Source organism: Kitasatospora sp. NPDC098652, assembly GCF_044760155.1.
Taxonomy (GTDB): domain Bacteria; phylum Actinomycetota; class Actinomycetes; order Streptomycetales; family Streptomycetaceae; genus Kitasatospora.
This window is the reverse complement of sequence record NZ_JBIWAQ010000042.1, coordinates 1-13,084: the sequence shown is the minus strand read 5'-3', so window position 1 is coordinate 13,084 and position 13,084 is coordinate 1. Positions and strand designations below refer to the sequence as shown.

General features: G+C 67.7%; 13 protein-coding genes. 12 read left to right on the top strand and 1 reads right to left on the bottom strand.

Annotated features, from left to right (window positions below; translation table 11 throughout):
• Window position 1 precedes the first annotated feature (1 nt).
• From ACIQWA_RS39730 to ACIQWA_RS39680, 11 genes are all read left to right on the top strand, one after another.
• Complete coding sequence (locus ACIQWA_RS39730; protein WP_402491764.1) at window positions 2–436, top strand: hypothetical protein; 435 nt, start codon at window positions 2–4, stop codon at window positions 434–436.
• Window positions 423–2,858, top strand: a complete 2,436-nt coding sequence (locus ACIQWA_RS39725; RefSeq protein ID WP_402491762.1) for a phage/plasmid primase, P4 family — start codon at window positions 423–425, stop codon at window positions 2,856–2,858. The genes ACIQWA_RS39730 and ACIQWA_RS39725 overlap by 14 nt, the downstream gene beginning before the upstream one ends.
• 67 nt (window positions 2,859–2,925) lie before the next feature.
• Window positions 2,926–4,779 (top strand): DNA polymerase, encoded by a 1,854-nt coding sequence (locus ACIQWA_RS39720; RefSeq protein WP_402491760.1) that lies wholly within the window; start codon window positions 2,926–2,928, stop codon window positions 4,777–4,779.
• 422 nt (window positions 4,780–5,201) lie between these two features.
• A complete protein-coding gene (locus ACIQWA_RS39715; RefSeq protein ID WP_402491757.1) occupies window positions 5,202–6,014 on the top strand; it encodes a sigma-70 family RNA polymerase sigma factor in 813 nt (270 codons plus the stop codon).
• A 415-nt stretch (window positions 6,015–6,429) separates the two neighbouring features.
• The gene (locus tag ACIQWA_RS39710; RefSeq protein WP_402491754.1) at window positions 6,430–6,801 is read left to right on the top strand and encodes a hypothetical protein; all 372 of its coding nucleotides are present in this window, start codon (window positions 6,430–6,432) and stop codon (window positions 6,799–6,801) included.
• On the top strand, window positions 6,798–7,073 hold the full coding sequence (locus ACIQWA_RS39705; RefSeq protein ID WP_402491752.1) for a hypothetical protein: 276 nt from the start codon (window positions 6,798–6,800) through the stop codon (window positions 7,071–7,073). The genes ACIQWA_RS39710 and ACIQWA_RS39705 overlap by 4 nt, the downstream gene beginning before the upstream one ends.
• 119 nt (window positions 7,074–7,192) lie before the next feature.
• The gene (locus ACIQWA_RS39700) at window positions 7,193–8,419 is read left to right on the top strand and encodes a helix-turn-helix domain-containing protein (RefSeq protein ID WP_402491749.1); all 1,227 of its coding nucleotides are present in this window, start codon (window positions 7,193–7,195) and stop codon (window positions 8,417–8,419) included.
• 354 nt (window positions 8,420–8,773) lie between these two features.
• On the top strand, window positions 8,774–9,046 hold the full coding sequence (locus ACIQWA_RS39695) for a hypothetical protein (RefSeq protein ID WP_402491746.1): 273 nt from the start codon (window positions 8,774–8,776) through the stop codon (window positions 9,044–9,046).
• A gap of 83 nt (window positions 9,047–9,129) precedes the next feature.
• Window positions 9,130–9,282 (top strand): hypothetical protein, encoded by a 153-nt coding sequence (locus ACIQWA_RS39690; RefSeq protein ID WP_402491744.1) that lies wholly within the window; start codon window positions 9,130–9,132, stop codon window positions 9,280–9,282.
• 576 nt (window positions 9,283–9,858) lie between these two features.
• Window positions 9,859–11,328: an ASCH domain-containing protein gene (locus ACIQWA_RS39685; protein ID WP_402491741.1), complete on the top strand. Its 1,470-nt coding sequence runs from the start codon at window positions 9,859–9,861 to the stop codon at window positions 11,326–11,328.
• Window positions 11,321–11,773: a low molecular weight phosphotyrosine protein phosphatase gene (locus ACIQWA_RS39680; RefSeq protein ID WP_402491738.1), complete on the top strand. Its 453-nt coding sequence runs from the start codon at window positions 11,321–11,323 to the stop codon at window positions 11,771–11,773. The genes ACIQWA_RS39685 and ACIQWA_RS39680 overlap by 8 nt, the downstream gene beginning before the upstream one ends.
• A 98-nt stretch (window positions 11,774–11,871) precedes the next feature.
• Here the strand turns inward: ACIQWA_RS39680 and ACIQWA_RS39675 are convergent, their stop codons facing one another.
• Entirely contained in the window at window positions 11,872–12,129 is a 258-nt protein-coding gene (locus tag ACIQWA_RS39675) for a winged helix-turn-helix domain-containing protein (RefSeq protein WP_402491736.1), read from the bottom strand.
• Between the two features lie 171 nt (window positions 12,130–12,300).
• Here ACIQWA_RS39675 and ACIQWA_RS39670 point away from each other — a divergent pair, with 171 nt between their 5' ends.
• Window positions 12,301–12,750, top strand: a complete 450-nt coding sequence (locus tag ACIQWA_RS39670; RefSeq protein ID WP_402491733.1) for a hypothetical protein — start codon at window positions 12,301–12,303, stop codon at window positions 12,748–12,750.
• The last annotated feature ends 334 nt before the right edge of the window (window positions 12,751–13,084 follow it).

The window sequence follows — 13,084 nt, the reverse complement described above, 5'->3', positions numbered from 1 at the left end:
GGTGGACGACTCCGGCCGGCTGGTGAATCCCGCTGACGGGATGAACGTCCGCAGGGCCGCGCAGGAGGGAGCCCGGGACGTGGGCGACGTTCACTGTTGGCCGTTCGTTCTGGAATGCAAGGACGTGAGTTCCCCGGCCGTTCCGACGTGGCTCCGGCAGGCGAATACCGAGGCGGAGAACGCGAATTACCCCTTCGGCGCGGTGGTGCACAAGCGGCGCGGCAAGGCGGTGGCCTCGGGCCGGGTGCACGTCTCGGTGAGCACGTGGACGGCCGTGCGGAACTACCTCGGTACGCCCGTGGACGATGCGGCCGGGCTGTACGGGGTCGAGTACCGGGCCCGGGGGCTCGACACCTCCCGCTGGTACGTCTCGCTGTCCCTCGGGGACTTCGCGGACCTGGTGAGCGATGTTCGGGGGGCTCATGCTGTTCCGTGATCTGCTCGCCCGGTTCTCCGGGGTGCTCGACCAGGCAGACGGCGGGTACGTCGCGTTGTGCCCCGCACACCCCGACTCGCGGCCGTCCCTGCGCATCTGGCGGGGCGAGGATCACAAGGTCCGGTTGGTGTGCCGAGCCGGCTGCAAGACCGAGGACGTGATCCGGGCGGCCCGCCTCGGGTGGTCCGACCTGTTCGACGTGACCGGCCCCGGCAGCACGGTTCCGGCCGCGCGCCCCGAACTGGTGCCCGTCGCCCTGGTGGCCGCGCTCTCCGGCTACGTGGACCGGTGCTCGCTCGCCCTCGGGGACTTCACCGGCCAGTGGGCCGAGCGCGCCCGCGCGTACCTGCTCGACCGGTTCGGGGTGGACGCCGAGACGGCCGCAGAGCTGCGGATCGGTGTTGACCCGGGCGACCAGGCCGAGGGGTTCCCGTACGTCTCCCGGGCCTACTCCGCGCACCCCCGGCTGACCGTGCCCCTGGTCGGGTTCGACGGGGCCCCACGGGGCCTACAGGGGCGCGACCTCGGCGGCCGGTGCCCGGGGCGCTGGCTCAGCCTCACCAACCCCGAGGGCCTGCGGTGGGCGCCGTACGGCGTGCTGCGCGGCTCCGGTGGCTGGGGCACGGTCCTGGTGACCGAGGGCCCCGGGGACGCTCTCACCGCCGTGGGGGTCGGCTATGACGCGCTGGCCATCCGGGGCGCTTCGCTGGCCAACTCGCCCGAGCTGGTGCAGGAGGTGGCCGAGGGGCTGCGCGGCTCGCTGGTGGTGATCTGTGGCGACCACGACACCGCCGGAGCCGGGTTCTCCGCCCGGCTCGCCGAGGGGCTGACCGAGCACGGCGTGACCGCTCACGTTCTCCAAATCCCGGTCCCTGGCTGGGACTTGACCGACTGGCGCGAGTCGGCCCCCGAGCGGTTCGCGGCCGAGCTGCACCGCGCGGTGAAGTCGGCCCGGCCGGCTCTCGCCCCCGCCGAGGTGCAAGAGGCCACCAGAGCGGCCGAGTTGGCGACCCGCACCGGGGCCGACACCGTGTCCCGCGACCAGGGGGCCGAGGCCGCGCGAATCCTCTCGGACCTGGTGTCCACCCTCGGCGAGTCGGACGCGATGAACGCACACGCGTTGGTCGCTTTCACCGATGGCACGATCCGATATGCCGCCGGGCTCGGCTTCTACACGTGGAACGGCCGAATATGGGTCCGCTCAGATATGCGGGTGCGACAGGAAATCCACCGCATGGGCGCGGCGCTGGTGCTCGCCGGTCAGAACCAGCTAGCACGCGGATTCACCATGACCAGCAGGATTGACGCCCTGCTGACCGAGCTATGTTCCGTTCCGTCCGTCTCTATCGACGCCTCGGATTTCGACAACCGGCCCGACCTGCTGAATTTCAAGAACGGCACCGTGGACCTGCGGACCGGAGAAATCCGCCCGCACGACCTCGGGGACCTGCTGACGTACGGGCTCGATATCAACTACGACCCGTGCGCGCAGTGCCCCCGTTGGGAACAGTTCCTCTCGGAAATCTTCCCCGGCATGCCGGAGATGCCCGCCTATATTCAGCGGCTGGTGGGATACGGGATCACGGGGCACGTGACGGAACAGGCGTTCGGCGTGCTGTGGGGTAAGGGCGCGAATGGGAAAAGCGTCCTGGTGGACACCCTTACTTCCGTGTTCCGCAGCATCACGAAGACAACCCCGTTCGCCACTTTCGAGGAACGCAAGAGTGGCGGAATTCCAAATGATGTGGCGGCCCTCCGCGGCGCCCGTTTGGTAATGGCCAGCGAGGGCGAATCCGGGAAGGCTATGTCGGAATCCATTCTTAAGCGGGTGACCGGCAAGGATATGATTTCGGCGCGTTTCCTCCGTCAGGAATTCTTTGAGTTCAAGCCGTCTTTCCTGCTGCTGCTGGCGACCAACCACAAGCCGAAATTCAAGTCGCAGGACGAGGGCCTTTGGCGGCGGGTCAAGCTGCTGCCTTTCGCGCGCTACTTTGCACCGCACGAGCGTGATCCCGATCTGGACCGGAAGTTGCTGGCCGAGGCCGAGGGAATCGCAGCGTGGGCGGTGCGCGGTGCGGTCGAGTGGTACCGCCGAGGGCTGCAAGACCCGCAGGTCATCACGGGTGCGTCGCGTGAGTACCGCGAAACCTCGGACCCGCTCGCAGGCTTCTTCCCGGGCATCCTGGAAAGCGCGGAAGACTCCGTTCTCATGAACGGAAACGAGGCTTTCAACGAGTATTTGTCGTGGTGTGAAGCCGAGAACCTTCCCGCCCGGGAACAGTGGACTCGGCGCTCTTTCTACGACGCCATGGAGGAACGCGGAGCGGTCCGCAGGACCACTAAGCGGGGCATCGCGCTGGCCGGTGTACGGCTCGCCGGCCAGGGGCCCGAACCGACAGGGCCAGGCATATTCGGACCCTGACACCAGCACCACGCGGGCCGTCCACCTTGACCAGGTGGGCGGCCCCTTTTTGCTTTCGGGGGGAAGCATGATCGAGTACCGGCACGAAATCGCCGGAGACACCATCACGGTTCACGTGCCCGAGACGCCCGAGGATCTACAGGAATTCTCGGCCTGGCTCGACCGGGCCCGTCGCCGGGGCCCCGTGGCCGTGGATACAGAGACCACGGGTTTGGAGATATTCGGCCCATCGTTCCGGCTCCGCACCGTCCAATTCGGGGACGCCCGCGACGCGTGGGTGATCCTCTACGAACGGGGCGGATACCACCAGGCGTATGCCCGGGACGCCCTGCGGCGGTGCCGAGAGATCCTGATTCACAACGCAGCCTATGACTGGCTGGTGATCAACAGGTGCGCGGGAATCCCGCTGGAAGAACTCGCACCCCGGACGACAGACAGCCGCATCCTGGCCATGCTCCACGACCCGAGGCCGCCCCAAGACGGCGGAATCGGGACCGCTCTAAAGCCGCTCTCCGCCCGCTGGGTTGACCCGTCCGCTCCGGATACTCAGAACGGCCTGACGGCGGTTTTCAACAGCCTCGGATACACGAAAGAAACCGGGTGGGCGGGAATCGACCTGTTGCACCCGACCTACCTCCTGTACGCCGGGCTGGACGTGATCCTGACCGCCCGCCTGGTGCCCGTTCTGCGGGCCGAGCTGCACCGCCTCGGCGTCCCGGTGCGCCTGGTGGAGTACGAGCACGAGATAGCCCGGCTGTGCGCCGTGATGCAGCGGGCCGGGCTGCTGGTGGACCAGGAGTACGCGCAGCAGCTCGCGCGCCGGCTGGCCGAGGAGGCCGAGCGGTACGCGGCCCTGGCGGCCCGGTACGGGGTCGTCTCGCTCGGGAGCCCCGCGCAGGTGGCCGAGGCCCTGCAAGGCATGGGCGAGGCCCTGACGGAGCGCACGCAGACCGGCGCGCTCAAGGTGGACAAGGCCGTTCTGTTGCCGCTCGCGGACCTTGACCGGGACTGGCAGCGGATCGGCGCACGGGAGCCAAATCCCCTGGCTGACGCGGTACTTCGCGGAAAGCGGGCCGGGAAGTGGGGCGTGTCCTACGCCGAGCGGTTCATATCGAAGCTCTCGGCCGAGGGCCGCATACACCCCACCGTGTCCGCTCTCGCGGCGCGCACGGGCCGCATGTCCGTGACGGACGGGCTCCACCAGCTACCGAGTTCCGACCACGTGATCCGCCGCGCAATCCTCGCCGAGCCGGGGCACGTCATGATCAGCACTGATTTTCAGGCCATCGAAATGCGGGTGTTGGCGGCCCTCGCGGACGTGCGGAAAATGAAGGCTGGATTCCTTAGCGGGGGCGACAGCTTCGATATCCACGCCTACACCGCCCGCCTTATCAAGGGCGACGCTGCGACCCCGAAGCACCGCAAGATTTTCAAGGGCGCCGGGTTCGGAAAAGTTTACGGCGGCGGGGTAACCACAATTGCCCGCCAGACCGGGGCGCCCGAAGAAGAGATTGCCCAAGCCCTCATTGCCTACGACCGGCAGTTTCCCGAGATCAAGAGGGCTGCCCGCCGCTGGCAGCGCGAGGCTTTCCAAAACGGCATGGTCTACATCTCGGCCGTGGGCCGGCGGCTTCCATTGGACCGAGACCGTACATACGCTGTGGTCAATTATGCCTGCCAAAGCGTTGCCCGCGATGTACTCGGGCAGGCAATGCTGAATGTCGAATCGGCCGGGTTGCTTCCCTATTGCCGCTTGCCAATTCATGACGAGCTGCTTGCGTCGGCCCCGCGCGAGAACGCCGAGGAGGTTGCCCGCGAGTTTGAGAAGTGCATGACGTGGGACCTGTACGGCGTGCCCATCACGGCCGAGGCCGAGATAGGCGGGCGGTCGTGGGGCAGCCTCTACGGCGCCGATTTCTAACACCCCGTCACTTGTTCCCGCTCCGGCATCACAGATAGGTCACACATAGCCCTGCGGCTACGACCTCCGGCGTATGGGCGCAGGTCAGAGACCCTACCTAGGGACGATGCGGAGCGCCGGAAGCTACTCGGCGTCATCGAAATATCTCGGTTCGGGGCACGATCCCGAGCCTATGTCCGCCATGCGCCAATAGTCCGTAATAGATGCTTTGCCCGCTACTTGGTCCATACCTAAATTCATTGCCACGCAGAGATCAGGCAATGCGCAAGCCCCGTCCTGCTAATCCGGGACGGGGCATTTTTATGCCCTTTTTGAGGCGCATTCATTAACGGCCGCGGGGCCATTTAGCGACCCCGCATTCCGCGTTCCGGGAAACCTCCGCCCTTCACAAGGGCAAGCGACCCGAACACGGAGCAGGCCCAATGACTACGTTTACCCCTGGCCAGATAAGCGCTGCCCAGAATGGCGACCTTTCCGCCATATCCGCCATCATCTCCGAAGCTGAGACCCTGATTCAGCAGCGAGCCCGCGAGTATGCCATAAGCGAATCCTGGGCGGATTACGCTCTGGCTGACGATCTTGCCTCGGTGGGGCGCGTCCGGCTGTGGGAAGTTCTCCAGACGTTCGAGGGGGACAACCCGCGCAAGTTCATGCACTACGTTGACCAGGCTTTGCACTCCGCCATGTCAGAAGAACGGCGCAAGCACCGCCGTCCCGGGGTCTCGGAGCGCACGGCCCGAGACTTCGAGCTTGCAATCACGCTGGCCGCCGGAGACCCGTTCGCAGCCGTTCAAATCGCCACGACCGACGAAATGGGCCCCCGGAAGATGACCCGGGATCGGGCATACGCCGCGCTGCTGTCCTGGCTCGGGACGGAATCGATCGACCCGCACCGGAGCGCGGACGCGGAGGACGATTCGGGCGACGCCCTCCGGGACGTGGTGGCGGTCCTTGCCGAGGTGCCCGCCGATCTGGTCGAGGCGGCCGACTACGACACCACACGGCGCAACGCCATCCGCGAGCAAGTCCAGCGCACCCTAAGCCTGTTGAGCGAGCGTCAGCGACACGTGCTCAAGGCCGACCACGGCATTGCCCCCGTGGGGCTCTACGGTGACCAGCCCGACGCGGTGTTGGCGGACGCCATGGGCGTTACCCCGTACCAGGTGAAGCAAGCCCGGATCAAGGGCAAGACCAGGTTTGCCGAGCTGTACGCGGCCGGAGCTCAGACGTGGTGACCCTGCCGACCCGCGACGGCGGGACAGTCGAGATCACCCGGTGCGGCGCCCTGGTGGACGTGCACGTCCGGGACGCCGAGGGGCGAACCGTAGCCACCGTGGTTCGCCGAGCCGGCCGGGCTGCACTACTCCTCGCGCGGCCAAGGAAGTTGAAGGATGAACGCGACTCGAACACATGATCCATTGACTGTGAGTCACTGAAAAGGCCCCCCCCTTGCTTCGGTGAGGGGGGATTTTTTCATGTCCACAGACAATCGTGTTCACGCCAAACCGCGGGGCGCGACACGTGGCGAAACATGCAGGTCAGGGCCCCTTATCGATGGTAAAGGCAACCTAATGGGCAGCTTAAGGAGTGGCCTAGATCACACCAAGAAAAGGGCTGCCGATTGTCGGTCTCGTGGTTTAACGTCAGGGCATGGTTACGCACCGCAACGAGTTTCGAGTTCGAACAACTGTCGTCGTGTCCGCGTCGGGGGGAGGCACGCCCGGCGTGTGGCCCGCCTGTCCCGAGCTGCCCGAGCTGTTCGCCGAGACCCGTATCCGGACGTGCCTGGACCTGCTGCGCACGCTGGAGACCCAAGGCGGCATCGTGGCTCGGCTGATCGCCCGGAGCCCGTACAAGGCGTTTCGCGTGTTGGCCAGGGACACCGAAACCGGCGGGCTCGCTGGCTACGTCGAATGGGTCCGCAGCCCCGGAACCGGCCGGTGGGTGCAGTGGGACGAACCGCTGACCTGCTGCGCGCACGGGTGCCACCAGCCGGCCCCGACCATGCTGGAGGCAGCGTGAGCACCCGACGTGAGTTCCTGCTGTCCTACGACTGCGAAGTCACGGCCTGGTCGGTCGGCTTCCGCCTCGGCGCTCACCTGGTCGGCTACGGCCTGGCCGAGCGGTACGGCATCGCGGTGCGCAGGCTGCCCCTGCGGCGGGCGGACGGCCCCGCGTGGGCGCTGTGGCTGGTGGACCGGACCCCGGGTGAGCCCGCGCCCTCGGTGCTGCTCGCGTCGGCGCCGCTGACGACCCGCGCCCTGGTGGTCGAACTGCTAGCGCTCGCCGCGTAGGAACGACAAGGCTCCGCCACCCCCCGGAGTGGCGGGGCAACTCTCGCTTGGCACGTTTCCATAGCCCCGTTCGGGCGTACGCTGATACCACATCAGCGCGTGTGGCGGGAGAGGCCCCAATGACGGACCTACCAGCAGAGATGACTACAGGCGAGCGAATCCGGACCGTGCGCGAGCGTCGGGGGATGACCCGTGCCGCTACGGCCGGGCTGGTCGGGCGCTCGTCTGACTGGCTTAAGAAGATCGAGAGCGGGGAGCGCGAGATTCGCGGCGTAGCCCTGTTGATCAAGCTGGCGCAGGTGCTTCACGTAGACGACGTGTCGGCCCTTACCGGGGACACGTTGAGCATCCCCGCAGACCAGCCCGGGAAGGTGTCGCATCCTGCCGTCTCGGAGATTCGCCGAGTGATGCACTCGGTGTCGTTCCAGCCGGCCCCGGCGGACCTGGTGTCGGCAACGATTCTGCGCGGCCGGGTAGAGCAGGCATGGCGCCTGTGGCACACATCGGCGCACCAGCGCACCGAAGTTGGCGCCCTGCTGCCGGACCTGCTCAGCCAAGCTCACGGAGCCGTACGGGGACACGACGGGCAGGAGCGGCGGGCAGCGTACGCCGCGCTGGCTGACCTGTACCGGCTGGTGCAACGGATGCTCGCTCACATCAGCGAACCAGAGCTGTACTGGCTCGCGCTCGACAGGGCCCGAGACGCATCGGAGCAAGCGGACGACCCGGTGTCCCTGGCCCTCGGGGCGTGGACTGTGAGCATCGGTCAGCGCGCAGTCGGCTACGTGGATGAGGCTGTGCACACCGCCGAGCTTGGCATGGGCCTGGTTCGGCCACTGCTCGACTCGGGCAACTCGGAAGTCCTGGCGGCCTATGGCCAGTTGCACCTACAGGCGGCGTGCACCCATGGGCTCGACGGGGTGTCTGGGCCAGCGCTTCACCACTTGGACGAGGCGGCCCGCGTCGCCGAGAGGCTTCCCGCTGGCTACTGGCACGCGCAAAGCGCGTTCGGTGCGTCGAACGTGGCGGTGTATGGAGTCTCTATCGGCGTTGGACTGCGACGACCGGGGGAAGCGCTGCACCGCTCGGAGCAAATCGACCCCGGCAGCATCGCTTCGCTGGAGAGGCGGTCTCGTCTGCTGCTCGACATCGCCTTTGGGTACCACCAGAAGCGCGAGATCACCGCAGCCGTGCACTACCTCGGCGAGGCGGTCAAGGTCACCCCCGAGGGCGTCCGGTACGTCCCTGGCGCTCGCACCCTCGCGGCTGCACTCGAACGGCAGGCAGTAGGTCCGCTGCGCCGCTCTGCGGTCGAACTCGCCGAGTCAATCGGGGTAGCCGCGTAAGGCTTCCGGGTGGGGGGACAATCTGTCCCCATCGTCACAGCCGAATGCCCGTACCGTCCCACTGACGTGACGGGCATTCAGCATTTGGGCGGTGAACCTGGTGGGCGAGACGCACAGCGAGACCGTTAGGCCCCTCTGGACTCCCCTTCCCGGTGAGCTGGTGGTGGACACGGCCGCTGATCGGGTGGGCGAGTACCAGGGCCCCGACGGTGCCGGGGGATGGCTGCTGGCCCCGCCGGCTGGTGGCGAGCCGTGGTCCGCCGAGCCCGGAACGGTCCGGGTGGCGGCGCGAAACGACCAGGTGCGCGCCGAGGCGGCCCGTGCGACCGCCCGCGCACAGGGGAGGTACGCCGGATGAAACGGCGGCTCGCCCGCGTCGCCCTGGCCGTGGTGGTCGCCCTCGGGCCCGCCGCTCTGGTGGTCGCCCTGGCCAAGCTCGACCCGTTGTCCGCGCGTCGGTGGGTGTGGTGGTTCTCCGCCTTGGCGGTCGCCATGCTCGGCATCGTCTACGGCGGAGACTGGGAAACCTGGTGGCGCCGAAGACGTGCGCGAGCCCGTGTCCGCGCCGCTCAGCATCACGGTACGGCGCTGTGTCGAGAGGTACGGCGGGGCCGGGTGCGCCAGTGACCGCGCCGACCGACACGCCCACCGTGCCGGACGGGCTGCACTGGGAAACGGGCTGGTGCTGGCCGTGCGGCCAAACTCTGGACGTGACGCCGATACCGGCCATAGGGCGCCGCACGGTCATGACCGTCTGTCGGGACCACTACGGGAAGTACACCGCCCGGTTCCGCCGGACCATCCAGCTCCACCCGTGGCACGGGTTGCTGTCCCGCACGCGCGCCCGCTCGGTGGTCTCCTGATCTCCCGGAGTCGTCCCCCGTGCTCCGGGTACACCCGCCGGTTTCCCGGCGGAAGGGTGCGCAGGGTGGCGCGCCTGGTCGCCTCGGTCCGATCCTCGGCCCGGATCGGGGCGACCCCTTGCACTCCCGGCGTTGCCTGCGCTGCGCCGGGTGGCACAACCCCCGCCCTGGTGACGTGAATTGTGGACCACGGACGACCAGGGCGGGGCACAGACGAGAACTCAGCTACGGAGAACGGCACATGAGCGAGTGCCCCGAGGGCCCCGGCCACGAAATCCAGCGGGATACGGGGCCCGGAGCCATGCTGAGCGGTCCCGGCGGTCCGGTCTGGCGGTGCCTGACGTGCGGCCGGTGGGGCGGCATCCTGACCGCCGAGTGGGCCGAGCTGTTCCCCGGAGAGCCGGAGTTGTTCCCCCTCGGGTGGACGCGCCCCGGCGAGCCGGCTCCGCATCGGGCGCACAGCGCCCCGTGAACTCCCGTTCCGGCGGGCGGGGAAGGGTCAACACCCCCGCCGGAACGGGGCACCACTGCACGCGCACTACCTCACCGGACCACCGACCAGAGGGAGAGCACACGATGACCATCACGGCGCCGGAGGACGTCCTCCGGTCCCCGAACACGGTGCTGGCCAACGCCGTTGACAGCACGCTGGACGTGCTCCGCCCGCGCGTCTTCGCCGAGGAGCCCGAGCGCATCCGGTTCGTGGTCGGGACGCAGATCAACGGGCACCCGCACATCGGCACGCACCTGGTGCAGTCGCTCGCGTTCCTGCTCGCGGAGCAGACCCGAGACGACTACGGCATTGACGTGGACGTGGAGTTTCACGCGCTCGACAACGCGCCCGCCGAGACCGTCCGCGACCCCGAGACCGGGCACCGCTACCAGCGCACCTACGTTCACCAACTCGGACCGGACGCCATCGGCGCACTGGTCGCCGAGCACTACACGCCCTTGTTCGACGCGCTCTCGGCCCGCACGAACGTCCCCTACGGCGTGACGACCTACACCGCGCAGCAGGACGGCCCCGAGTTCCGCGCCGAGTTCGTGCGCACGCTGGAGTACCTGGAGGAAATCCGGTACTGGCTCGACCCCTCGGCCGGCTCGGCACACATCCGTCTGCCCTGCCCGGTCTGCGGGTGGGCCGAGAAGGACGCGCAGCGAACCCGCCTGCTCGAACTGGACGACTCCGGCGCACTGTTCGAGTCCGTATGCATGGACCACGGCCGGTACGAGTCCGATATCACGCCGCTCGGTGGCGGGTACGTGGACCTGGCCACCCTGTACCGCAACGTCGTCAAGGAACGGGCCTACCGGCCGGACGGCACCCTGCGCGTGATGGTCAAGGGCGGCGACTGGGTGTACGGCTGCTCGCTGGTGGACGGGGCACAGTCCGCCATCGGTCCCACCGCGACCGCCCCCGCGCGCATCTTCACCCCTCAGATTCTCGGCCCTGACGGCGGCAAGCTCAGTAAGAGCCTGCTCCGTGAGACGGCCGAGGCCGGACCCGCCGAGGGCGCCCCGTTCGGGTGGCTTCTTAACCCCTCGCTGTGGCCCGGCACCCCCGAGGACTACGTAAGGACGCTGACCGGGTTTGGTGAGCTGTTGCTCAGCAGTCCCCGGCACTTCTTCCGGTCCTACACCACAACCGAGATGGAACGACTCATCGTGACCACCCGCAAGCCTGCAACGAACCAAACTCAGGCGAAGCGCCCCAAGTCCATGGCGATCTACCGCCAGTACTTCGACCTGATCGCGGACGGCTCCAAGACCGTCGAAGTCCGCGTGCAGTACCCCAGCATGCTCCGCATCAAGGTCGGCGACCTGATCAACTTCACGTGCCGCGAACTCAGTTGCCTCACCCGCGTGACCCGCGTTGGCAAGTACAAGACGTTCAAGGAGATGTTCGGTACCGAGGACGTGCGGGCGGTCAACCCAAACGCCAGCGAGGCCGAACAGCTCGAAGCGATCTACGCCATCTTCCCGCCGGAGAAGGAGGCGTTGGGCGTCATCACGTTCCAGATTGAGCGGGTGAAGGGGGATGGCTGAGCCCCTGCGGCGGGTGCTGGTGGTCTGCAAAGGGAACTACTGTCGGTCCCCGCTGGCCGCACTGCTGATCGGCGCCCTGTCTGACGGGGTGATCGTCGCCAAGTCCGCCGGGCTCCGAGACTGGCACATCGGCGACCCCGCCCACCCGTACATGGTCACGGCGGCGGCGGGCCTCGGCTACGACCTGACGGAGCACACGGGCGCCGAGCTGACGCCCGAGCTGATCGAGTGGGCTACCGACCTGGTCGCCGTGGACGACGAGACGGCACACGCCCTCGCGGAGCGGGCACCGGGACACTCGGTGTTTGTGCTCGGCGGTGGGATCGCCGACCCGTTCAAGCAACGGCTGGAGGTGTTCGTCACGACCGCCCGCCAGATCGAACAGGCAGCACGGGCCTACGTCGCCACAGTGGCCGCAGAGCAGCCGGCGACCCCTGCGGGGTAGTCTCCGGTTGGGGGCGCGGGCGTCGAAGATCCTTAATCGACCATTGCCTAACCCGCGCCCCCGCTAGGCCCTGCTCGCTGGTCACCAGTGGGCGGGGCCTACTGCTGTTCGGCGCGGTCGGCGCGGTCGGCGGGGTCGGTGACAAACGAACCGATCCCGTGCTCAGTCCTGATGAACCGGGCTTTCCGCAGAGCGGCCATCGCCTTCGTGATCGTGGTCCGAGAAACGCCGTACTCCGTCTCAAGCTGCACGGCGGAGAGCAAGCGGCCGGGCTTGAACTCGCCACTTGTGATCTTGGATTCCAAGTCCGCCACGATCTGTGGCCACTTGGCGCGGGTCGGGTCGAGATCAGTCACACCAGGACCGTACACACCCACAGAATCCCGCAGATAGTTACTGGTGTCTGCGGGTAACTGTAGACACCCATAGACACCCCTATGTACCGTCTGAAACTCAACAACCCCCGCACGCCGGTCCTACGCGGCGAACGGGGGTCTAGCCGAACAGCTTTCGAGGAGCTGCCAGCAATGCGTCATCTTATCGTCTGGGCCCTGCTGCGGGCCCTGGTTCTGTTCCTGCCGGCTCGCGGGAAGCACCGCCCCGCCGTGACTCCCGAAGCGGCCCCCGAGGCCCCGCAGCTGATCTTCTGCGGATGGGAAAAGCCGATCCACCCGCACCACCTACTGAAGACCATGCCGCCCCTGCCGTACGTCTTCCGGATAGCCCCGGCGATTGCGTGGTGGGAGAACCTTCCCGAGGAAGCGCAGCGAGCGCGACGCAAGGAAAGCGCCGAGGCCAGTTGGCCGCAGTGGCTCAAGACCAGGACCGCAATCGAGAAGCGTCGACAGACGCCCGAGGACGAGATGCGCCGCAGGGTGGAACTGTTCGCCACGGCCTACGACCTTCCGAGCGCGTACGACCTTCCGAGCGCGTACGAGCTTCCGAGCCCGGCCGGACTGGTGGGGGTGGCAGGCTGATGCCCCGCGTGTTCATCCGGACCCTGGCGGACGGCACCCGCAGGGGCAACACGAGGGGTCTGCTGCGGTGCGAGCGGGAAGGGTGGCAGATCCTCACCCCCGACCGCTACGAAGCCCGCTACGACCCCCGGGCGGCGAACGACCGCCAGCCGTGGACTGACGGCGTAGACCGGTTCTGGTCGCGGGACTGCTGGGCGGTCCCGCATCACCGAGTCGTCCGCCCCGCGTAGGCGCCTACCACCACGACGGAGCCCCGTCCGGAACCTCTCCGGGCGGGGCTTTTCCTTGCGGTTACTGGGCTCTGTGGGAGTTCACAGGGTGTACTGTCTATCGG